Raw genomic sequence first — 20,822 nt, 5'->3', positions numbered from 1 at the left:
ACATGACTAATATTACCAAACCGGATCAAGCCACCGATCACTCTTATGTTATTGATGGCTTTATTCCGACAACAGAAACACAGAAACTGAGTTATACCTCCGCGCGGGTAGTTAACCCGCTCTATAATCACTATGCGACTCAGGGTAAACCAAAAGTATTTGGTTACTATACCGATTGGTCACAATATGACGGACGATTGGAAGATATTAATTGCCCGCCCGCTTCCCGTGGACGCGGGGTCGATTTAGCACTATTGGACCCAATGGCATTCGATAAAATTATTATCGGCTTTGTGGGGATTCTGGGTGATCAGGGCGACAAATCGCGGGAGATCTCTGCCGCAGCGCCGCAATTTGCCCGCTCCAAATTAGGTGAGGTGACCTTCCTTGACCCTTGGGGCGATTGCCAATCTGCCAGAAACAATGGTTTTGACGGTTGGGCCGACATTCAGCTACCGCGTGATTTTTATCAGGACAAAGTCAGAGGCGTATTAGGCGGGTTACGTGATAAACAAGCCGCCGCGCAACGGGCGGGTCATAACCTGATTCTATCATTCAGTATTGGTGGCTGGACCATGAGTGATGGTTTCTACCACACGGCTCGCGATCCGCTGAAACGCGCTAATTTCTGTGCCAGCGTGGTGGATCTACTCCACCGTTTTGACATGTTCTCGGAGCTGGATCTGGATTGGGAATATCCCGGCGCTCCGGGTAACGGCAATAGCTATGGGCCGGACGATTGGCAATACTACAAATTGTTAGTGCAAGATCTGAAAGCCGCGCTGACGAATTCTGGGCTAGGTCAGGTGAAAATCAGCATCGCGACCTCAGCCGACCCGATGGTGATGGCGCTAGCACATATACCGGAACTGATCAGCGCCGGAGTGGAAGGCATCAACCTGATGACCTACGATTTCTTCGGCACCCCTTGGGCGGCAAAACTGAATCACCATAGCAATTTGTACAGCACCACGGAAACGGCATTTAGCGTCGATGCCGCCGTCAATTACCTGTTAGATCTTGGGGTTAACTCGGCCAATATTAATATTGGTTATGCGGGTTACACCCGTAATGGTCATAATGCGACCATTGAGAGTGAATCCCCGTTAAGTGGTCATTATATTCCGCAGCCTGAAGTGGGCACCACGACCGGTAGCTTTGAGTCTGGGACATCCGAATGGTTTGATATTCTCTATAACTATTTGGATCTCAATGGGAAAGCAGGTAAGAACGGCTTTTCGCTGTATACCGATGAAAAAGCTGACGCAGACTATTTGTACAGTCCACAGTCTCATCTCTTTATGTCGCTGGATACTCCACGCAGCGCAAAAGCCAAGGGAGCCTACGCCTTGAGCAAAGGGCTGGGCGGGGTATTTACCTGGACCATCGACCAGGACAATGGCCTGTTAGTCAATGCGGTGCGGGAAGGATTGGGCTGCCATGTCACCACTCAGGTTGTCGATATGCAACCCTTCTACTTTAAGGGGGTGAATGTCGGGCCATCGCCGATTGATAAACCGCCGGTCGCGGTGATTACTGGCCCCGATAACCCGGTAACACCCGGCGAGCCACTGACCTATAGCGGCGCGAAATCCTTTGATCCCGAAGGCCAGGCGTTGACTTATCACTGGAGTGCCTCGAAAGGGCTAGAAGTGATTGATGGCATGAATAATGTCACCATTCAACTTCGCGTGCCAGCCAGCAATCCGGCAGCGACCTATACCATATCGTTGACCGTTTCTGATGGTAAACAGAGCAACAGCAAAGAGTCTCTCATTCAGGTGGCGGGGGGGCAGAACTTGCCGCCAGTGGTGGTGATTACTGGGCCAACGCAGGTGAACAGCGGGGCGGTAGCCACCCTTTCCGGCAGCCAATCACATGATCCCGAAGGCTTTGCGCTAAGTTATTTCTGGGCGGTGCCTCAGGGGGTGAAGGTTGATTCACTGAACCATGGGGTGATCAATTTTACTGCCCCCACGGTGAACAGTGATACTCCGCTGATCTTTAAGCTCACAGCAACGGATATTCTTGGTCTGAGCGCTAGCCAATCACATAGCATCTTGGTGAAAGCTGCCGATGCCGCCCCGCTCTGGAGTGCGACACAGAGTTACAATACCGGTGATAAAGTCTCTTGGAATGGCTACAACTGGGAAGCTAAATGGTGGAATCAAGGTGTGGAGCCGGGCAGCGAAGAGCGTCCGGGAGGAGGTGCTTACCCATGGCAGCAACTCGGAGAGATTGGGCGTAATTCTGCCACACCGACGGCCTCTCACTGTTATCGACGAATTGATCGTAATCCTGGTCGTGCTCGTCGCTAAGGGGGGTGATTAATTTTGTGGCTAACTATTTTTTGACCATTGTCACAAAATTATTGAAATGGTGTTTTAAAAACAGTAAGCTCTGTTTTGTGATGCACATCACATAGAACACGCCAATCTTTCAGGGGAGCAGCAAATGAAAAACTTAGCCAATATTCGCCAATTGTTTGAAAAACTCGGTGATGCCTACGATGATTTTTGCCAACGTATTGGCTCCGTTGTTTCACCGTTTTAATGGGGCGTGGTAGTGGCTGTTACTGGTGTTTGGAGAGTCGTGAGTGAGTGCGCATACCGCCGTCCCATATTCCCGACATCTGTTTCACTATGCACCGTTTAGAAACTTATTTTTTGCTCGGCTGCTCACCGTATTAGGCAATGGAATTGCCCCTATTGCATTAGCTTTCGCGGTGTTGGATATCGGCGGCTCCGCAACTGATCTAGGTCTGGTTGTTGCTGCGCGCTCTATTTTCAATGTCGCTTTCTTATTGATCGGCGGGGTACTTGCCGATCGTTATTCCCGCAGTATTGTTCTACTCTCTTCATCTACTATTGCCGCCTTATCTCAAGGGGTGGTGGCCTGGTTAGTGCTGGATGGCACCGCAACCATCATCGGGTTGGCGGTACTTGGCACCATTAATGGTGCCGCTGCGGGCATCGCACTGCCGGCATCGTCGGCCATGGTGCCACAAACCGTACCGGCATATCACCTCCGGGCAGCAAACGCTTTTATCCAAGTGGGCATCTATGCCGGCACCATCATGGGGGCCTCTCTGGGTGGCATTTTGACCAGTACCATTGGGCCTGGCTGGGGCTTAGCGGTTGACGCCTTAGGATTTGCCGCCGCCGCACCGCTATATTTCTTCATCCGTATTAATCCCGCACTCGCTGTGGAGTCGAACCGCCATATCTTGCAGGATCTGCGTGATGGTTGGAGAGAGTTCATTGCTCACTCATGGGTTTGGTCTATCGTTGCCCAGTTCACCATTGTTAATGCCGCGTTCAGTGGCGTGGTCATGATCCTTGGCCCGATAGTGGCTGATGCCTCATTCGGCCGGGTAGGTTGGGGCGCTATGGTTGCTGCACAAAGTATTGGTCTCATTACGGGTTCTTTTATTGCGCTCCGCTGGCGTCCACGACGCGATCTATTTATTGGGGTCATGCTGGTTTCGCTTTGTGCTATTCCCATTATTCTCCTCAGCATGATTTCATCGACGGCGATCCTGATGGCGGGATTTTTTATTGCGGGTGTCGGCTTTGGCCAATTCGGCGTGGTGTGGGCGAATGCTCTGCAAACCCATATTCCTGCCGACAAACTTGCGCGAGTATATGCCTATGATGCTTTGGGCTCATTTATCGCCATTCCGGTCGGGGAACTGGCTGCAGGTCCGCTGGCGATGCGCTACGGCAGTTCGACCGTCCTATTCGCCTCAGCAGTGGCGGTGATTATTGCGACTATCGCCGCGTCGCTGACACCATCCATTAGGGCGTTGGATAATACGGCCAAACCGATCAGTTCAGGAGTGGATAGCGGCAGTTGATCAGGAGCTATCTATGAGCGTGGTTAACGCTGCTGAGCGACATTCACATAAACCTGCATAATCTGATGTAGACAACTGGCCCGCATAAATGCGGGCTTTTTTGTGTCTGCTGTTTGGTGAAATCTGACGGGCAATCATGCTGCCAGTTCTACAGATTTCACGTAGCGTCACTGGCCAAAAATGAGGGAAGGGGTTTTAATTCGCAGTTTTTGCTATTTGTAGCTGAAAGATGGATCGCAGGGAACCAGGTTCAGCTTAACGGATTACGGGCGGAATTGACTAGCGCGTATGGTTTGGTTATGCATAATTTCAATTTAACATAATATACATTATGCGCACCAGTGTTGTAGTAGCAAAGTTGTAATCATTCTATATTTCGAGTCAACCAACCAGAAAAACGCAATACTGCCGTGACTCAGTATGGTCGTGCCCTACATGACCTAGGCATAGAGCTATTTTGCGCAAACAGCCCTCTTTGGATAGGCAGCGCAACAGAGAAATCTGACCTTCCGGTATGAGGTATATAACAATTCAATCATTAGATACAGATACATGCGGAATGTTCATGGTTGTATTAAAAAACAGAGTTAAAGCATGTTGCCATTGCAGCGGTAACTGGGCACTTCCCGGGAAGTATCCATCTCTTTTCATAGATGTCGCACGAGAAAAGCTATGGTGATACCTTGCGCCTGGTTTATCAGCATTCAGGGAATTAGATGCCATCTTCATTTGAGCAAAATGACAGTTTATTTTTATCAGGCTAAACCCAAGGGAACTGGATGGATCAAAACCAGCTTGCTTCACCACCGCGGTATGGTGCGTCATTCCAGCAGCACGATTTAGAAGATATTCAGGCATAGCTGAGTCACCAACTCTCTCACCGGCAGCGCCTGAAGCATAGCGGTTCATGCCCTGCATTGAAGTATTATTTAATACCGCTGAATCCAGATTTCCTCTGGCATCGAATATATTTACAGGAGCTAATTTTACGGAACGCTTTTCTGTATCAACTACACCAATAAACCACTGCCCAGACAGCGCAGATTTCCAGTCAGCGATGCTGTCATGGTCAATGCTTAAGTACGGAGTGGCATTAGAATGATAAGGCATACGTGAAAACTCTAAAAATAAATACAGTTGCATACTAAAAGATATGGAAGCTATTTTAAAATCTAAGATGCAACAGAGTATTTCTGCTTACCAAACCGCAAAAACGCTTCTGTATTGACTGGGTGATAACAAACGTCTTGGTACAGTATTAAAACTGGCTCAAGCCAGAGTGCAGGAACAACTCCGAGCCATCAATCCAGTCTTAGCGAATCCAGAGGAATTTAGAGCAAGCCTACGAAGATAGAATCCCCTGTTCTTCTGAATAAAAAGTGACATTTCTACTTTGGAGGATTGGGTGACATTTTAACTTTGTGTAGGACCGCTCTCGTACTGAGCCGTAGAGGATGAGAATACGCGGCATGGTTTCGTTGTTGCCTGTAAGTTTGCTGGCAAGCGCATCATCAAAGCAATCCGGTTCGATTGCCGGTAAGTCGGTCATAAAAAATCTCCATCTCATAAGCTATGCTTTAAAAGTTATCACATATGAAATATCATATGTATTGTTATTTTTTAACGAGGTTAAGCATGCTACAGCCTGTTCAGCTTTTTAAACTGCTCGCCGACGAAACCCGTTCGACTATCGTGATGCTTCTCAGGGAGTCCGGTGAGATGTGCGTCTGTGACATCTGTGCGGCAACCGCAGAATCTCAGCCAAAAATATCACGACATATGGCACTGTTACGCGAAGCAGAACTGGTCATCGACCGCCGCGAAGGAAAATGGGTGCATTACCGACTGTCGCCACACATGCCTGCATGGGCTGCGGGTATTATTGATACAGCCTGGAATTGTGAACGAGAAAACATACGCAACAAGCTTAGTAGCGTGGCATCTGCCTCCTGCTGATGACGATGTATATATTCGAATAAACAAATGTGAATGGAGTTTCTGATGTTACTGGCTGGTGCTATCTTTTTATTCACGCTCGTCCTGGTTATCTGGCAACCCAGAGGGCTGGGGATTGGCTGGAGTGCCTCACTGGGCGCAGGTCTGGCATTGCTGACTGGCGTCGTTCATCTGGGGGATATTCCGGTGGTCTGGCAGATAGTGTGGAATGCGACCGCCACCTTTATTGCTGTGATTATCATCAGTCTTCTGCTCGATGAATCCGGCTTCTTTGAATGGGCCGCGCTGCACGTTGCCCGTTGGGGGAATGGCCGGGGGCGACTGCTCTTCACCTGGATCGTGCTGCTTGGCGCGATGGTCGCCGCACTGTTCGCCAACGACGGTGCCGCACTGATCCTGACGCCTATCGTTATCGCGATGCTGCTGGCGCTGGGATTCAGCAAGGGGTCAACCTTAGCGTTTGTCATGGCCGCTGGGTTTATCGCTGACACGGCAAGCCTGCCGCTGATTGTCTCAAACCTGGTAAACATTGTCTCGGCGGATTTCTTTAAGCTTGGTTTCTCCGAATATGCAGCCGTGATGGTGCCGGTAAACCTGGCGGCCATTGCGACGACGCTTGTGATGTTGCATCTGTTTTTCCGCAAGGACATTCCTGCCGTTTACGACGTTGCTCTGTTGAAAGAACCGAAAGACGCTATACGAGATGTGAATACCTTTAAAACCGGCTGGCTGGTTCTGATTTTACTTCTGGTGGGGTTCTTCGGACTGGAGCCGCTGGGCGTTCCTGTCAGTCTGGTCGCTGCTGTTGGTGCCCTGCTCCTGTTTGTGGTTGCGAAAAAAGGTCATGCCATTAATACCGGCAAGGTGTTGCGAGGTGCGCCATGGCAAATCGTTATCTTCTCGTTGGGGATGTATCTGGTGGTCTACGGCTTACGAAATGCCGGTCTGACCCATTATCTTTCATCCGTGCTGAATCAGCTGGCAGAGCAAGGATTATGGGCGGCAACGCTGGGTACTGGCTTCCTGACAGCCTTCCTGTCATCGGTGATGAACAATATGCCGACCGTGCTGGTTGGGGCGCTGTCGATTGAGGGCAGCACAGCGACTGGTGTTATCAAAGAAGCGATGATTTACGCCAACGTCATCGGTAGCGATCTGGGGCCTAAAATTACCCCTATCGGCAGCCTGGCAACCTTGCTTTGGCTGCATGTTCTTTCGCAGAAAAACATCAAAATCACCTGGGGATATTACTTCCGGGTGGGCATTGTTATGACACTCCCCGTGCTGTTTGTCACGCTGGCAGCACTGGCGCTGCGGTTGACTGTATCACACTAATTTTTATAACCCCGGAATCAGCAGTTTCCGGAGTTCACAAAAGAAGACGGCGAAAAAGTTGTTGATAAAGAAGGGCATCGTTTGATCCTATCCGTATGATATTCAACTTCATGGAAATAATACGAGTTAAGTAAATATGATGCAGCTAAGAGAACGGCTTGAAAATCATCAGGTCGTTATTTTTTTTTTTGCAGTGGTCCTGGCTGCTATTTTCGCCACATTGCTTCCGGGCACGTCAGTATTTGAAAAAGCAATAACTCCGGTGCTGGCACTGATGTTGTATGTTACGTTTCTCCAGGTTCCTGTAGCCGAACTTGGCAAAGCATTCACCCGTATTCGCTTCCTCATGCCATTGCTTATAGCCAATTTCGTGATCGTACCGGTGCTGGTTGCTTTCCTGATACAGTTTATTCCAAATAACCCGCTTGTCATGCTGGGAGTGCTCATGGTTCTCCTGACCCCCTGTATCGATTATGTGGTGACATTTTCACAATTGGGTCGGAGCGATTCGAAACTACTTTTGGCTTCCACACCTGCGCTACTGATTATGCAGGTACTGCTCTTGCCAGTGTATCTGCATTTATTTCTGGGTGACCAGGCTGAAGGGCTTGTCAGACCCGGGCCATTCTTTCAGGCCTTCATGTGGTTGATCGTGATGCCTCTTTGCCTGGCAAGTTTGACCCAATTCTGGAGCAGCAGGAGTCAACTGGGGTATTCAATTAATAAAGGGCTTGGTTTACTACCCGTTCCGGCGACGGCAGTTGTCTTGTTTGTTGTCGTCGCAGCAATGGTTCCCCAACTGGGAGATGCTAAATCAGCGGCATTACATGTTGTGCCTGTATACGTTGCCTTTGCAGTGCTCGCGCCATTAGCCGGGTGGTGTGTATCCAGATTATTTGGATTAAATGCTACCTCTGGCAGAGCAATTGCGTTTAGTGCAGGAACACGAAATTCCCTGGTTATACTTCCTCTTGCGCTTTCAGTACCCGGAGCAATACCTGTTTTACCAGCGGTGATTGTTACACAGACAATGGTCGAATTACTGAGTGAGCTTATTTATATTCGACTAATACCATTACTGGGAAGCAAATCAGAGAAATAACAATTCAGGCATAATTCATTTGCCGCTCTGATTGGGCGGCTTATCAACTGATGAAACCATGCTATGGACATTTGAACTTTGCCCTACCCCGGACATCTCTACTTAGCTTTGACAATGAAAACTATGACGTATCAGCGATTATGGTCAATGAGGAAGAGTTTTTCGTTTCCATATAGATAATAAAACAAGTTATGTTGATATCCTGCTCACTGTTCCAATTCAGTAATTGCCATCTCAGCAACTTTTATTGTTGTTGATACAGTGTCGTTACTTTCGAGGGACCAAGTTGTTGAAAGCCCGCACCATGCAATTATCCATTTGAGAAGGCGTTCTCTGTCCAGGTTAGCCGTTTCGGTAACGATACTTAGCCGCTGTTTAAATATCTCCGGAACAGTCGCTACACAAGGCACTGGATGACTAAGGTCTGGATTAGTGAAAATATTGGCAAAATCGAATCCTCGTTCACCTAGTAGTCCTTTTGGATCAATGGCCAGCCAGGACGTCGCAAAATCAAGCACGTTGCCGTGATGTAAGTCACCATGCAATACAACCACATCACGTGGAGAAGAAAGCAACTCTTCTGAAATTTCTGCACAACGTGTCAGGATACCGCCATACTTCAGGGCTGCTGATTTTAGAGGATAAAACCACTCATGTAGAGGTGTAAGCTGGGGTAATGTTTTTTTTGGGGATGTATGAAGTCGGTTCGCAGTAATACACAAAATACGACAAGCTACATCATCCTGATCTTCTCGTGACATAGCTGACAGTGACGCGGAACCAGTGGCTCTTGAGAGAAGAATTGCTTCATTTTCATGGGCAATAACCTGTGCGGCGCCATTCCCTTCCCACCATGCCATTAGTGCATTACCGGCTTGTTCATCCGCATCATCCGTGACTTTTAGCATGGCTTTAATACCCTGTGTTGCTGTTTTAACTGGGAGTAACTGTGACGTATGGGTTATAAATGGGGCGCCATCAGGAGTGAGATTCCAGCGATTTAACCAAGGTTTTAACTTGAACATATCCATTTTAGTATTGTTTACGTTGCAAAAGTGGCGTTATAAGTGAGTTTTGTAACCTTTACATTACCATCTTAATCGCAGGGTCTGCCACAGGCTATCTCGCAATGCTTCAGGAACGCCCTCTTCTTCAGCTAATTCACGCCAGCCAGATACTATCCATTCCCTAACGTATAGGTTACAAAAGCACAGCACGTCTCTACTACAGCAATGACTTTTTTAGCCTAAAATCCGAAAGATCTGCGCATCACTGGCTAAACCCAGTGATGAGAACAATACTAATACCGCTATGCAGGTAAATATCTTTTGGTCAATATCGTTAATGAGAGGAACACTATGAAATTATTTAAAGCAATAACGACCTTAGTGCTGTTAGGCGCATTCTCTTCCGCGGCTATCGCCGCTGAGTTGTTAACTAAAGAAGATCTAAATAAAAGCCCTGATCAGTATGAAAAAATTGGGACCATCGTGACGTCTGGTGAATTAGCCCCCATTGATGCCAAGGCTGAGTTATCAAAAAAGGCAGATGAACTGGGTGGGGATTATTATGTAATCACCTCAACCAACACCAATACGAAAATTCACGCTAGTGCTGATGTGTATAAGAAAAAATAGCGCGATGACTCTATTACTCAAGCTAAATCGGGCTGTTATCGTCACGGCTCGATTTTTATCCTCCCCCTTTAGCCCGTAATGCCATCGCATAAAACCCCCCTTCTTAATCCCCGCCGGATCCGGTATGCTCAAAATATGTGATAAAAATTCCCGGATTGGTACTGAAAAATAAGGAATGCATATGATCGTTTTTGTTACCGGTGCGACCTCCGGATTTGGTGAGGCTATTGCACGCAAATTTATTAGCCACGGTCATCAGGTTATCGCCAGTGGTCGTCGTCAGGAGCGGCTGGAAGCGTTAAAGGATGAGCTGGGCGCTAAGTTGCATATTGTGCGGTTAGATGTGCGAAATCGTGCGGCTATTCAACAGGTTATTGATGACTTGCCGGCTGAGCTGAAAAATATCGATCTGCTGGTTAACAATGCCGGACTGGCATTAGGGCTGGAGCCTGCTCACAAAGCCAATGTTGCAGACTGGGATACCATGATTGACACCAATACCAAAGGCCTGGTGAATATGACGCGCGCATTGTTACCTGCCATGGTCGAGCGCAATGTGGGGCACGTGATTAACATCGGCTCTACCGCCGCTAACTGGCCCTATGCCGGTGGTAATGTTTACGGCGCGACCAAAGCATTTGTTAAGCAGTTCAGTCTGGGCCTGCGCGCCGATCTGCATGGCACCCGGATCCGGGTGACAGATATTGAGCCGGGTATGGTCGGCGGTACTGAGTTTTCAGCGGTGCGCTTTAAAGGCGATGGTGACAAAGTGAATAAAACCTACGATGGCGCTAATCCATTAATACCAGAAGATATTGCTGAGGCGGTATATTGGGTGGCGACCCTGCCCGTGCGGGTCAATATTAACTCACTGGAGATGATGCCGGTCAGCCAATCTTTTGCCGGGCTGAGTGTTCACCGCGAAGGTTAAAGCTAGCTGCTATTTAGGTTGGGGTGCTCAGCGCCCCGCCCTTAATATTTTATGTCGAACCACAGAATCTGGGACAGGCCCCTAATGTCCGCTATTTTCTCAATATGTATAACCGATTAATGATGATGTTTATCAACACCCCGCACACGCCGGATTGCAACATAGCTCACAGCACCAGTCATAATCGGTTTCCAAAAGTGGCGGGTAATTAATATCGCAAACTCTGTTTTTTAACTCAACTACCATTGGTGTTGATGATATATCACCCGCACCTGTTAGCACCTTATCTTGACCAATAACAGAAAATGAAGCGATCATTAACGCGAGAACCAGAATAACTTTTTTCATAAAACCTCCATAGCTCAGTGGTAGAGCCTATGCTAAGTAGTATCACAAATTAGAAAATAAAATCTCAAAGCTACAAATAGAGAAAATACGATGTTGGGCACCGTTTATGGGCCTGTCCCAGATAATGCGTCACGGTTATTTTTAATGCTATCTCTTAATACTATCTTTTAATACTATGCTAACTATTCAATTAGTTAGCTGAACCAAGTCATAGCTTAGTCGATATTTTGGCTTCCAGTGAAAGTCACTATTAATAATTCATCTATAAATCTTTATATATATCCCTCAGGTTATCTTTATTGTTGATTATTAAGGGTGATACTGACTTAATGATTTAACCGATTAATTATCTGCCTAAATATATTAGCTGAATTTTTCTTAACGAAGAATATAAGGCTATTGGTATAGGTCACACCTTTAGGTGGCCGTCTAAGTTATCAGGACAGGCCAATTGTCTACATATGGCACTGAGTTGATGCTTAGGGTTATCGATTGAATACTTTATATCATTATGCAGCCCTGATGCCGTTTCCTATGCTCTGTCTGGAGAATGGCTGTCGTTCCCCGTGACCGACAGTACCTGGTTGTCTGATCCACAACCCCATCATAGGAGTACACTGCAATGTCATTCGTTCAATTTGCTTCAGACCCTACCTTAACGGCGCCCCAAATTCCTGATGCCACCCGCAGCGGCGGTTTGGGATTCTATCCTGCTGGCGGGCAAATTCCGGTGCTACTCACCCCCGGCCACGCCGATATGCATATCAATGATGTGCTTATTTTGTTCCTGCAGGGGGCGGGTGATATTGGTTATCGCGAAGTCAGTCGCCGGGTACTATCCGCGATTGATTTGGAGATCGGCAGTTTGCTGCTGCCGGTCTCGGCAGACGGTCTGCTCTCGGGGGCGGCCAATTTTTACTATACATTGGGGGCGGCCAGCTCTTTCCCGCTCACCGTGAGAGTCAAAACCAGTGTGCCCGGCGGCCCGCCAGTTTTGAACGAGAATCCCTATGTGAATGAAGCCTTGCCACCCGTCGCCGGGCTACCGGCTATCATCAAGGCCAGCGATGTGCCGGGGAGCGGGCTAGCGGTCACTATCGCCAGCTACCCCAATATGCATGATGGCGACACTGTGTATCTCACCTATGGCAATACCCGTGTGGTACGTCATATTGCCGGAGAGGACGTGGGCCTCCCGCTAAAAGTGGTGATCCCGGCCGCCACCTTGTTTGGTCAGGGAGACTGTATCGGACTGGTGGTGCGCTATGAGATCTGTGACCAGGTCAATAACTGGTCTCGCTGGTCGCAGGCGGTGCGGGTAGACGTGCGCACTCTGTCACCCGGAGAGCTGCTCCCGATCCCCTGGGTTCGGGATGACGTAAATGCCAATCTTGACCTCTCCACTTTGGGGTTGCAGGATGTGGCCATCTTTTTGCCGAGTTATCCTGATATGGCTATCGGCGATATCGTTAATCTTCGCTGCTTCGGGATGGTGCCCGCGTCGACCGACTGTGGTGAGGAGTCCACCTGGTTACCAGGCCAGGGTCAGAGCCTGACGGTTAATACGGCAGATATCCAATTTCCCTTGCAGTTTACCATTGCCAATAGCTGGCTACATATGCTGCCTCTTGGCAGTTTGCTGCTCTCTTATAACGTCGAAAAGGCCGATGGCTCCATGCCTAACTCCCGTAGCTTAGGGCTGACGGTGACCGGGGCCGGCGTGGGTCTTGGTCTGCCAGCGCTAACAGTGGAAAGTGCTGTGGGGGATATGCTTGATCCGGATCTGGTGTTGTCCCCGGCCCTTGAAGTGACACTGTCACCCTATCCGATGATGAACCATGGTGACAAGGTCATCTTCACCTGTTTGATCAATGCCGCTCATGATCTTGGCAATATGGGTTCGTTCCCAGTGTTGCTGGAGGAGGTGCGTTACATTGAAAGCTATCCGCCATACAGTTCGCTCAATTTCTCGCTGAATAAATCAATGCTGGAACATGAGGTCAATAATAAAAATCTGGGGTCAATTATTCTGATGTACCGGGTGGTGAGAAATGGCAATGTCCGCGTCTCGCCACGTCAGGTATTCCGGCTGCCGGAGGCGCAGTTCCGCTTACCGCGCCCAATGATTATCCCCGCCGCTCAGGACGGAAAGTTGAATCTCACTGATTACCCGAATGGGTGCGTGATCACTATTCTGCCGTATCCGGGCATGGCACGAAAAGACAGTGTGTTCTGCTACTGGAATGGCTTTGGCGCAGCCGGAACATATGAGGAGGAACAAGGGGTGACGACAAATATGGTCAACAGCCCACTGAGTTTCGAGATAAGTGCGGCGGTAATGCGGGCCAGTGCGGGACACCAAGTCAAGGTCAGCTATATGGTAGACCATGCTGATGGTGAACTCAGTTACTCAGAGGTATTGCAGCTAGAGGTGCTGCCGCTCGCGACTGTAAAGAGCTAACACTCACGCTGGATCGTCAACATGCCAAACGTGAGCAGAGCATTCAATTGGTGCTGACTGCCAGTGATGGGAAGGGAAAACCGCTGAATGGAGCCAATCTGGCACTGACACAGTTGTCGGCGACCAATCGTCAGGGAATAAGCTACCCCGCAACGTTATTGCTAAATGGTGAGAAGACCTACAGTGGTACTACTGGGGAGGATGGTACAGTGATGCTGATGCTAACCGACCCGGCGGGATTAGGGCTGGAAAGCACGCTGACGTTCAGCCTGCTTGGTGACGCCGGGGAGGTATCCGCGACAGCGAGTCAGTCGGTGATTTTTACCATAGTGACCAGCCCGGACACCAACAAGGCTAACTTCTGGGGACATATGAGCGATACGATAGTCGTCAGGAATGTTACGTTTAAACGTCCACCGTTGGCTGCTGAATGGGCAGCTGTTAGCCGAGAGGTGAATAATGAAACTTGGTCATGTTGTGAGTGGTTTGCTGCGAGTCAGTCCGGTGTACTGGCGAGCAGAGAACAATTGCTCGACTTACAGAGCAGTTACCCATTTGATAAGATTGAGACTTTTTATGGCTGGCCACTCCAGTTCTCGGGTACCGGGCATTTTTGGTCGTCAACAATCGGCATTAATCAAGTTAATCACTATGTCGTTAACCTCTCTAATGGTGTATCCGGTGAAAAGAATAACAGGGATCTTTACTGGCCGGGCTGGTTATCAAAATAGTAAAATAGATTAATTATCAACCCCTAAAACGCCTGATGATACTCATCGGGCGTTTAATTATGTTATTAATAAAGAGCAAATCTTTGAGGGTTCCGCTGTGGAAACCCCTCGTCAACCACCAGGAGTGGGAAAATGAAAGCCAATGCAATCCACTATGTTGTCGCGGGAGCCGTGTTCACTGCTATCTGTACTCAAACCTCGATAGCTGCTGCTACTGAGTCTGCTGAGACGCTTTACAAACAGTGCCAGGCCAAACAAACGACTGTCGAGCAGCGCGAATGCTATCCGCTAGTGGCAAAACAATCGGAAGTTGAACTTGTCGCGGCCGAGAAAAAGGTGCGAACTGCCATGGTCGAGTTGGAGAAGGTAAGCGAAGGTAGCCGGTCGATGCATCCCGTTAAGGCATTCGACAACGCTGAGCGCGCCTACCGGGCGTTTCGAACTGCCGAAAGCCATCGGGTGTTGGCCTCTTACGGTTCAGGGAATGGCGGTGGTCTTGCCTCCTACCAGACGATCATCGAAATGAATATGATGAGGATCCATCAGTTGAATGACCAGTGAACCATGTTCTCTTTTATGCCGCAATCAAGCTATTGTTATTTAAAGTAATATGCTCAATTCACATTGCGTTACTTTACCTATCCGTCAGCGCGCTGCTACTGACTGGTTTATCGGCCTCAAGCAATGATATAATTTTTACTCGCTGATAGCGTGCCAGTGAATAACATACTGATTGAACATCACCGACTGATAAAGGACTTAAGACGATGAAGATAGCTAGAGTGCCACGCCTGATCGGCGTTTTTCTACCACTCGCTCTGCTGGCCTTGCCGCTGACATGGCAAACCACGGCATTGGCACAATCAGCAAACTGCACTCAGGGCAGCACTTGCGTCTCTGTCGGCGGGAGTAATGACCCGATGTCCAAAGAGCAGGCGCGCCAAAGCCAACAGCAGTGGGATGATAACCATCGTCTGCGCAACAAAGTGAACAGTCGGGTAGAAAAGAATTTCGATAAATTCGATCGTGCTGAAGATGCGAAAGATAGCTGTAATCGCAGCGAGAATTTAAACGCCTATTGGGAGCCGAATACTGAGCGCTGCCTCGACCGCTTATCCGGCCGCCAGATTAATCCGTAAACAGCGGCGATGGCTCAGATTTACTTGAGGTCATCGGGATCTGGGCTATCCTTTAAGCTGAGTTTAGGGATCAATACCTAAGGCAACCTGTTCATCCACATAAGGATTTTATGATGAAAAAAACAATTATTATCAGCACACTGCTACTCTCTCTCGCGCCTCTGGCGGCACTGGCATCTTGCGAAAGCGTCAAGGCGGAGATCGCTCAGAAAATTATTAGCAACGGCGTGCCTGAATCAGGTTTTAGACTGGATATCGTCCCTAATGATCAGGTCGAGCAAGCAGGTGGTCAAGTGGTTGGCCATTGCGAGAATGATACCCAGAAAATTGTTTATATCCGCATCAATAACGGCGAGTAATCCCGTGCCCTTTCCCGTCAGGGCGTGCCTTATGGTGCGCCCTTTTTTGTTGCTAACTTTTTTTTGTTGCTAACTCTTTTTGGTCGCTAATCCTCTGTTGGCGGAAATAGCGGGCAATATTGATAAAGATTCACTGGTCATTCACTTGACGGCAAGTAACAATCTATCAGCTTGCTAAATAAGGGGTTTATCTCGCTATGTCAGTTAGTGACTTTATGTCAGTCAACGACGTTACATGAAACGTCCAGCGCATATCTATTACTACCGCGCCATGCTGCGCCGACTGCTGATCTCAATCATGTTGGGCATGATGGCAGCCCTGATCGTGTGGTTATTTCATCAGGCGATGTTGGGGCTGGAGTGGCTGCTTCACGCCCTGAGACATTCGACAAGCTTTTTATGGCTTCAGTAAGGGCGAGTGTCGCGCTTCGAGAGCCAGCAAATATTTCGCTTCGTCGTAGCGGGTTCTGGTCTTCCAGCAGCGGTAAATGATCCTTATCCATTTAAACGCCAGAGCCCGGATTGCAGATTGGTGAGATTTTCCTTTTTCTCGCAGTCCCTGATAATAAAGTCTGGCCCAGTATGATGAGTTAACCGTCTTGGCAGCCCATTCAACAAAGGTCTGCCTGACGAACTTGGCACACTGCCATCGCCAGTGAACCCAGGATTTCTGGCCACTTCGTTCTGTCACCGGTGCAATACCTGCGTAGTTTTGAATTTCTTCAGCGCTGTTAAACCGGTCACGGTTATCACCAAGTGCAGCAAGCATCCGTGGGCCCATACACGGCCCCATGCCCGGAAGTGATTTGAACAGCCCCGCATCTGGCAATGTGTCAAACAGCGTTTCGATTCGTTCGTCATAGGTTTTGATGATTTCACTCACGACTTTAATTTGTGTCGCCAGTGCTGTTGCCATCAAAGCATTAGCCTCTATAACACTCGGGTCTGTAGTCAATGGGATCGCGTTATCAATACTCGCAACACGTTGCTCGGTAAGGGCCATTGCGCGGCCACCTTTGGCATTCAGAAAGTTGCGGATCGTGTCGCGCCTGGCTCGTTTCAGTTGTTGCAGACTGGGCCACCGGATAATCAGCTCACACAACAGTAAGCTACCCCTATGTGAGAACCACTCCAGTGGCTGAGGATAATACTGTTTAAGCGTGTTGATTATCCGGTTCACAAAGCGTCGTTTATCTTCAACCAACTGACGACGTTGCTCAACCAGTTGCTGAAGTAAGCGAATATCCGCATTGTCGGGTTCAATAGCTTTTATCTTCTGGGGGTAACGCAGCATTAACTCTAATGCCAGCTCGGCATCCTGCGGATCATCTTTAGCGCCGCTGGGCGAGAAGGCTTGTCGGTAACGAGCCAGGGACAAAGCGTGGACGGGGAAAACGGTGATAAAGGGATATTTTTGAAGAGCATATACTACAGGGCCCTTCTTCAGTTCGAGAGCAATTGCGATTCTACCTTTTACTTTCTGGTGTAACTCAGTAAGCCAGGCATCAAGCGCTTCTGCTGTATGTTCAATCACATCGAATACGCGTTCACCGTTTTTAAACTGAACACAGACATCGTGTTTTTTATCAGCCCAGTCCAGACCAACGTGCGCAGCAAATTGATTAGTCACAGTCATCACCAACTCCTTTTTATCGGGGATTGGTATGCATTCCACGCTCTTCGAAAGAAATATAGCCAGCAGTTTATCTGCATGCCCTGAGTATTCGTTAGCGAACGTGGAGCACCTACTGGCTCGAAAGAAAAGCGGCGATCATCACGTGATTCTCGCTCAATATTCGTAACCAGTAAGCGCATACCCTGAATCACTTCAAAGTGTAATTCTCAGGGACCGAATGACTATATTTCGCCCGAACCGATGGCAGTCTGGTGGCGGCGGCCTCTTCGATTACTGGCTGGCGACGGGCATTAACCCCGGCACTGGGCGGTTTGGCCGCCGGTGCTTTACTGTGGGCCTATCAACGTTATCAACAGCAAAAGCCCAGCACACCGACCGACTATATGGAGGCCATCGAGATCGGCGATGGGCGGTTAGCTGTCTCCGCCAGTTTGGTCAAATCCCTCGCCTCACTATTGGTGGTCTCCAGCGGCAGTGCCATTGGTCGTGAAGGGGCGATGGTGCTACTGGCGGCCCTGTTTGCTTCTGTTTTTGCCCAGCGTTATGCCAAACCGAGTGAGTGGAAACTTTGGGTTGCCTGTGGGGCGGCGGCCGGGATGGCGAGCGCCTATCATGCGCCCCTGGCGGGCAGTCTATTTATTGCAGAAATTCTGTTCGGCACCTTAATGCTCGCTTCCCTCGGGCCAGTGGTCATTGCTGCGGTCAGTGCCTTGCTCACCACCAATTTATTGCACGGCGGGCAGGAGGCCCTTTATCAAGTCCAAGCCCTACCATCACCCTGGCCGATACAATATCTCCTAATGGCATTACTGGGACTCTTTGCCGGATTCTGTGGGCCGCTATTTCTCAAAGCCATGGCGGCCAGTGGCCACGCTTTCCGCTCACTTAACCTGCCACCGCCGCTGCAACTGGCACTCGGCGGGATCATCGTTGGGCTATTATCGCTAATTTTCCCCGAGGTCTGGGGGAATGGCTACAGTGTGGTGCAGTCGCTATTAACTACGCCGCCGGGCGTTTTATTGATTGGTGGAATACTGATATGCAAGTTATTGGCGGTGCTCGCGAGCAGTGGTTCGGGCGCGCCGGGCGGCGTATTTACCCCGACACTGTTTGTGGGCGCCGCTTTGGGGATGTTATGTGGGCAGATGCTGGCCTGGTGGCCGGTTCTCGGCGACAACATTGCGCTGTTAATGGCGCTGACCGGGATGGCAACCCTACTGGCTGCGACGACTCACGCCCCGATGATGGCGGCATTAATGGTGTGCGAAATGACCGGCGAATACACCCTACTCCCCAGCCTGCTACTATCCTGCGTGATTGCGACAACCATTGCGCGCTGGTTACGCCCAATATCGGTCTATCACGGGCGTCAAAATAACTCAGATTGATTCATCTGCCTGGTATTTTAGCATGAGTAATTGGTGGCGGTTTTATATAACAATAAGGTAGTCGCTAACCATCAACAATTAACATTCGATACTGGTGAGTAATGTGCAATTATTAACTGCGCCAGACGAGAACGGTGCATCTATACGGACTCTTTTATTCTGCCCATTAAATAGGATGATATAGTTCTGTAGTGATTTTATCATGCATAAATTTAATAAAAGAGTTATTTTTCAATTCATAAGGTTCAAATCATGAAGTTAAAATTAATTACGCCCGCCAAGTATGGCGGGAATAATTTAAAAGGAGTTTCATATGAATACAGTACAAGCTTGGGCCGCCCCATTATTTTGGGGGCCGTGGGTAAATTTAAGAGGCCATACTGGTAGCTCAGTTTACACCGTAAGTTTTGAAACGGAATCAACAGCACCCTCATCTTTTGATGTGGAAATTGAATATGCGACAGAAACTCATATGCAGCTGGTCTATACTCAAGGCCCCGGTGAGTTTCAAATCTCTAATAATAATGGCACCGGCACAGATAGAATAAGATTTAAAAGTCATACTGTCGGTCAGGTCATCAAGGTTAACTTCTAAGTAAAGTGAAATTCCGTGGGCTTTTATCTTTATCTGTTATAAGTAATAAACTCTGCGGAATTTCTTAATTGGCATATTCATTGACTATGGCTAATGCCACTGCCCGGTTAGCGACGGCCTGGTAATATAGCCCATTAACAAAAAACAGCGCAGATACTATTTTGGTTTCCGGGTATATCTGGTAGCCGTTAAATAGCGTTTGCATTTTTTCTCCAATATTTGAATTGATGAATGTTGAAAATTGCTTCACACACTCTTTCTTGTTATCCAGTTCTATAATGAGATTATCATTTTTATAGAATAGAGATTTGTCTTCACGCAGAGATACCTGTTCAACACATGTTTTTTCCAGAGAAAAATATTTATTATTAATCTTGTAAACTAACAGTCGTGATTCATTTTTTGTTGTACATGAAGAGAGTATTAATAATGAGAGAGTGGACAATATTATTTTATATAGTTTGACAGCGTTTTTTCTCATAGCAACAAACCTCATTAGTAAAAACAGTCTCAGTGGTCAATAAATAATCACATAACTGCCTGATTAGCACCCATCATATACCTCGGGTGCTAATCAGTGGCAGACTGACCGCATAAATATTTAATCTCTGGCCTTAATCTAGTGGCCTATCGGGCATAACTCACCTTGCCACTCGTACTCTGTACGAGTAATATAACAACTCACAGGGAAGGAGTCGAGGCAGATGGATCTATTACATTTCATTGAAACCTCTATTTTTCAAAGGAAAATCGACGGTTTATTAAGTGCTGATGAGTATCAAAGGTTCCAAGAATTTCTCAGTTTAGATCCTACGGTTGGCGATACTATATCCGGCACGGGTGGATGCAGAAAAATCAGGTGGGCATTATCAGGAATGGGAAAAAGTGGTGGGATTAGAGTCATTTACTACTACCTGACCCGAGAAGGTGAAATATATCTACTGATAGCCTATCCAAAGAGTGAGAAAGATAATCTGACTAACAGTGAAAAAAACCAGCTCAGAAAAGTCATCGAGGCTATCGAGGAGGCAAAATGAAAGATGAATTATTCAGTGAATTGATGGCCAGTGCTCAGGAAGCATTAGCAATTAAGCGAGGTGACATGCAGGCTGCGCGAGTCACTACACTCACTTTGCCGGATGTTAAAGCTATCCGCGCAAAAGCGAAACTAAAACAAGATGAGTTTGCTCAAGTAGTTGGTGTGTCCCCTTCCCTTGTTCAGGCATGGGAACAACATAAAAGAACACCAACCGGTAGCAGTTTGAAATTACTGCGCATTATTGAAAAAAACCCAGACATGCTGAATATTTTCAGAATGGCATGATAATACTAGCGAGAGCTCCCCTCA

General features: G+C 48.2%; 21 protein-coding genes and 2 pseudogenes. 17 read left to right on the top strand and 6 right to left on the bottom strand.

All coding sequences use genetic code 11. The features are described 5' to 3' along the window. The first annotated feature begins 2 nt into the window (after nucleotides 1-2). Both HRK25_RS16020 and HRK25_RS16015 read left to right on the top strand, forming a co-directional pair. A complete protein-coding gene (locus HRK25_RS16020) occupies nucleotides 3-2,318 on the top strand; it encodes a glycoside hydrolase family 18 protein (RefSeq protein ID WP_005276707.1) in 2,316 nt (771 codons plus the stop codon). Nucleotides 2,319-2,596: 278 nt separating this feature from the next. Then, the gene (locus HRK25_RS16015) at nucleotides 2,597-3,856 is read left to right on the top strand and encodes an MFS transporter (protein ID WP_005276708.1); all 1,260 of its coding nucleotides are present in this window, start codon (nucleotides 2,597-2,599) and stop codon (nucleotides 3,854-3,856) included. Between the two features lie 531 nt (nucleotides 3,857-4,387). On the opposite strand, the gene HRK25_RS16010 is transcribed toward HRK25_RS16015, so the two are convergent. After that, a complete protein-coding gene (locus tag HRK25_RS16010; RefSeq protein ID WP_005276709.1) occupies nucleotides 4,388-4,999 on the bottom strand; it encodes a hypothetical protein in 612 nt (203 codons plus the stop codon). Nucleotides 5,000-5,198: 199 nt separating this feature from the next. After that, nucleotides 5,199-5,405, bottom strand: a complete 207-nt coding sequence (locus tag HRK25_RS20240) for a hypothetical protein (protein ID WP_032898384.1) — start codon at nucleotides 5,403-5,405, stop codon at nucleotides 5,199-5,201. 86 nt (nucleotides 5,406-5,491) lie between these two features. Here HRK25_RS20240 and HRK25_RS16000 point away from each other — a divergent pair, with 86 nt between their 5' ends. The 3 genes from HRK25_RS16000 to HRK25_RS15990 all read left to right on the top strand — a co-directional run bounded on the left by HRK25_RS16000 (nucleotide 5,492) and on the right by HRK25_RS15990 (nucleotide 8,249). After that, on the top strand, nucleotides 5,492-5,812 hold the full coding sequence (locus HRK25_RS16000) for a transcriptional regulator (protein ID WP_032898385.1): 321 nt from the start codon (nucleotides 5,492-5,494) through the stop codon (nucleotides 5,810-5,812). Between the two features lie 45 nt (nucleotides 5,813-5,857). Next, nucleotides 5,858-7,147, top strand: a complete 1,290-nt coding sequence (locus tag HRK25_RS15995) for an arsenic transporter (RefSeq protein ID WP_057646669.1) — start codon at nucleotides 5,858-5,860, stop codon at nucleotides 7,145-7,147. 136 nt (nucleotides 7,148-7,283) lie between these two features. Beyond that, nucleotides 7,284-8,249, top strand: coding sequence for an arsenic resistance protein (locus tag HRK25_RS15990; RefSeq protein WP_005279640.1), 966 nt, complete (start codon nucleotides 7,284-7,286; stop codon nucleotides 8,247-8,249). 206 nt (nucleotides 8,250-8,455) lie between these two features. On the opposite strand, the gene HRK25_RS15985 is transcribed toward HRK25_RS15990, so the two are convergent. Continuing rightward, entirely contained in the window at nucleotides 8,456-9,280 is an 825-nt protein-coding gene (locus HRK25_RS15985; protein ID WP_005279638.1) for an aminoglycoside phosphotransferase family protein, read from the bottom strand. A 327-nt stretch (nucleotides 9,281-9,607) separates the two neighbouring features. Between HRK25_RS15985 and yahO the strand changes: the two genes are divergently transcribed. Both yahO and ydfG read left to right on the top strand, forming a co-directional pair. After that, nucleotides 9,608-9,886, top strand: a complete 279-nt coding sequence (gene yahO / locus HRK25_RS15980) for a DUF1471 family periplasmic protein YahO (RefSeq protein ID WP_005279636.1) — start codon at nucleotides 9,608-9,610, stop codon at nucleotides 9,884-9,886. Between the two features lie 181 nt (nucleotides 9,887-10,067). Then, the gene (gene ydfG, locus HRK25_RS15975; protein ID WP_005279634.1) at nucleotides 10,068-10,817 is read left to right on the top strand and encodes a bifunctional NADP-dependent 3-hydroxy acid dehydrogenase/3-hydroxypropionate dehydrogenase YdfG; all 750 of its coding nucleotides are present in this window, start codon (nucleotides 10,068-10,070) and stop codon (nucleotides 10,815-10,817) included. A gap of 132 nt (nucleotides 10,818-10,949) precedes the next feature. Here ydfG and HRK25_RS15970 read toward each other — a convergent pair whose 3' ends face one another. Further along, entirely contained in the window at nucleotides 10,950-11,165 is a 216-nt protein-coding gene (locus HRK25_RS15970) for an ST-I family heat-stable enterotoxin (protein ID WP_032899105.1), read from the bottom strand. Nucleotides 11,166-11,787: 622 nt separating this feature from the next. Here HRK25_RS15970 and HRK25_RS15965 point away from each other — a divergent pair. From HRK25_RS15965 to HRK25_RS15940, 6 genes and pseudogenes are all read left to right on the top strand, one after another. Next, nucleotides 11,788-13,626, top strand: coding sequence for a hypothetical protein (locus HRK25_RS15965; RefSeq protein ID WP_005279630.1), 1,839 nt, complete (start codon nucleotides 11,788-11,790; stop codon nucleotides 13,624-13,626). A gap of 50 nt (nucleotides 13,627-13,676) precedes the next feature. Beyond that, nucleotides 13,677-14,357 (top strand): adhesion domain-containing protein, encoded by a 681-nt coding sequence (locus HRK25_RS15960; protein WP_005279627.1) that lies wholly within the window; start codon nucleotides 13,677-13,679, stop codon nucleotides 14,355-14,357. A gap of 132 nt (nucleotides 14,358-14,489) precedes the next feature. Then, nucleotides 14,490-14,918: a lysozyme inhibitor LprI family protein gene (locus HRK25_RS15955; RefSeq protein ID WP_005279625.1), complete on the top strand. Its 429-nt coding sequence runs from the start codon at nucleotides 14,490-14,492 to the stop codon at nucleotides 14,916-14,918. Nucleotides 14,919-15,124: 206 nt separating this feature from the next. Continuing rightward, entirely contained in the window at nucleotides 15,125-15,496 is a 372-nt protein-coding gene (locus HRK25_RS15950) for a DUF1283 family protein (protein WP_032899102.1), read from the top strand. 113 nt (nucleotides 15,497-15,609) lie between these two features. Beyond that, on the top strand, nucleotides 15,610-15,855 hold the full coding sequence (locus tag HRK25_RS15945) for a DUF1161 domain-containing protein (protein ID WP_099460581.1): 246 nt from the start codon (nucleotides 15,610-15,612) through the stop codon (nucleotides 15,853-15,855). 235 nt (nucleotides 15,856-16,090) lie between these two features. Beyond that, a pseudogene (locus HRK25_RS15940) lies at nucleotides 16,091-16,231 on the top strand (voltage-gated ClC-type chloride channel ClcB); the annotation flags it as partial. A gap of 21 nt (nucleotides 16,232-16,252) precedes the next feature. Here the strand turns inward: HRK25_RS15940 and HRK25_RS15935 are convergent. After that, nucleotides 16,253-17,491 (bottom strand): IS110-like element ISEsa2 family transposase, encoded by a 1,239-nt coding sequence (locus HRK25_RS15935; protein ID WP_032899238.1) that lies wholly within the window; start codon nucleotides 17,489-17,491, stop codon nucleotides 16,253-16,255. Between the two features lie 227 nt (nucleotides 17,492-17,718). Here HRK25_RS15935 and clcB point away from each other — a divergent pair. Both clcB and HRK25_RS15925 read left to right on the top strand, forming a co-directional pair. Further along, a pseudogene (gene clcB, locus HRK25_RS15930) lies at nucleotides 17,719-18,879 on the top strand (voltage-gated ClC-type chloride channel ClcB); the annotation flags it as partial. A 313-nt stretch (nucleotides 18,880-19,192) separates the two neighbouring features. Then, nucleotides 19,193-19,474, top strand: a complete 282-nt coding sequence (locus HRK25_RS15925; RefSeq protein WP_032898919.1) for a colicin Z C-terminal domain-related protein — start codon at nucleotides 19,193-19,195, stop codon at nucleotides 19,472-19,474. A 64-nt stretch (nucleotides 19,475-19,538) separates the two neighbouring features. On the opposite strand, the gene HRK25_RS15920 is transcribed toward HRK25_RS15925, so the two are convergent. Further along, nucleotides 19,539-19,955, bottom strand: coding sequence for a hypothetical protein (locus tag HRK25_RS15920; protein WP_032898917.1), 417 nt, complete (start codon nucleotides 19,953-19,955; stop codon nucleotides 19,539-19,541). Nucleotides 19,956-20,178: 223 nt separating this feature from the next. On the opposite strand from HRK25_RS15920, the gene HRK25_RS15915 reads away from it, so the two are divergent. Then, on the top strand, nucleotides 20,179-20,511 hold the full coding sequence (locus HRK25_RS15915; RefSeq protein ID WP_032898916.1) for a type II toxin-antitoxin system RelE/ParE family toxin: 333 nt from the start codon (nucleotides 20,179-20,181) through the stop codon (nucleotides 20,509-20,511). Then, nucleotides 20,508-20,798, top strand: coding sequence for a NadS family protein (gene nadS, locus HRK25_RS15910; protein ID WP_032898914.1), 291 nt, complete (start codon nucleotides 20,508-20,510; stop codon nucleotides 20,796-20,798). The genes HRK25_RS15915 and nadS overlap by 4 nt, the downstream gene beginning before the upstream one ends. The last annotated feature ends 24 nt before the right edge of the window (nucleotides 20,799-20,822 follow it).

Source organism: Yersinia bercovieri ATCC 43970, from assembly GCF_013282745.1.
Taxonomy (GTDB): Bacteria; Pseudomonadota; Gammaproteobacteria; order Enterobacterales; family Enterobacteriaceae; genus Yersinia; species Yersinia bercovieri.
The sequence above is the reverse complement of the archived record's forward strand: the minus strand, read 5'-3'. Positions and strand labels throughout refer to the sequence as shown.

Coding starts and splice junctions, on each gene's coding strand:
- HRK25_RS16020 (WP_005276707.1), top strand. CDS start 3: ATGACTAATATTACCAAACCGGATCAAGCCACCGATCACTCTTATGTT.
- HRK25_RS16010 (WP_005276709.1), bottom strand. CDS start 4,999: ATGCAACTGTATTTATTTTTAGAGTTTTCACGTATGCCTTATCATTCT.
- HRK25_RS20240 (WP_032898384.1), bottom strand. CDS start 5,405: ATGACCGACTTACCGGCAATCGAACCGGATTGCTTTGATGATGCGCTT.
- HRK25_RS16000 (WP_032898385.1), top strand. CDS start 5,492: ATGCTACAGCCTGTTCAGCTTTTTAAACTGCTCGCCGACGAAACCCGT.
- HRK25_RS15995 (WP_057646669.1), top strand. CDS start 5,858: ATGTTACTGGCTGGTGCTATCTTTTTATTCACGCTCGTCCTGGTTATC.
- HRK25_RS15990 (WP_005279640.1), top strand. CDS start 7,284: ATGATGCAGCTAAGAGAACGGCTTGAAAATCATCAGGTCGTTATTTTT.
- HRK25_RS15985 (WP_005279638.1), bottom strand. CDS start 9,280: ATGGATATGTTCAAGTTAAAACCTTGGTTAAATCGCTGGAATCTCACT.
- yahO (WP_005279636.1), top strand. CDS start 9,608: ATGAAATTATTTAAAGCAATAACGACCTTAGTGCTGTTAGGCGCATTC.
- ydfG (WP_005279634.1), top strand. CDS start 10,068: ATGATCGTTTTTGTTACCGGTGCGACCTCCGGATTTGGTGAGGCTATT.
- HRK25_RS15970 (WP_032899105.1), bottom strand. CDS start 11,165: ATGAAAAAAGTTATTCTGGTTCTCGCGTTAATGATCGCTTCATTTTCT.
- HRK25_RS15965 (WP_005279630.1), top strand. CDS start 11,788: ATGTCATTCGTTCAATTTGCTTCAGACCCTACCTTAACGGCGCCCCAA.
- HRK25_RS15955 (WP_005279625.1), top strand. CDS start 14,490: ATGAAAGCCAATGCAATCCACTATGTTGTCGCGGGAGCCGTGTTCACT.
- HRK25_RS15950 (WP_032899102.1), top strand. CDS start 15,125: ATGAAGATAGCTAGAGTGCCACGCCTGATCGGCGTTTTTCTACCACTC.
- HRK25_RS15945 (WP_099460581.1), top strand. CDS start 15,610: ATGAAAAAAACAATTATTATCAGCACACTGCTACTCTCTCTCGCGCCT.
- HRK25_RS15935 (WP_032899238.1), bottom strand. CDS start 17,491: ATGACTGTGACTAATCAATTTGCTGCGCACGTTGGTCTGGACTGGGCT.
- HRK25_RS15925 (WP_032898919.1), top strand. CDS start 19,193: ATGAATACAGTACAAGCTTGGGCCGCCCCATTATTTTGGGGGCCGTGG.
- HRK25_RS15920 (WP_032898917.1), bottom strand. CDS start 19,955: ATGAGAAAAAACGCTGTCAAACTATATAAAATAATATTGTCCACTCTC.
- HRK25_RS15915 (WP_032898916.1), top strand. CDS start 20,179: ATGGATCTATTACATTTCATTGAAACCTCTATTTTTCAAAGGAAAATC.
- nadS (WP_032898914.1), top strand. CDS start 20,508: ATGAAAGATGAATTATTCAGTGAATTGATGGCCAGTGCTCAGGAAGCA.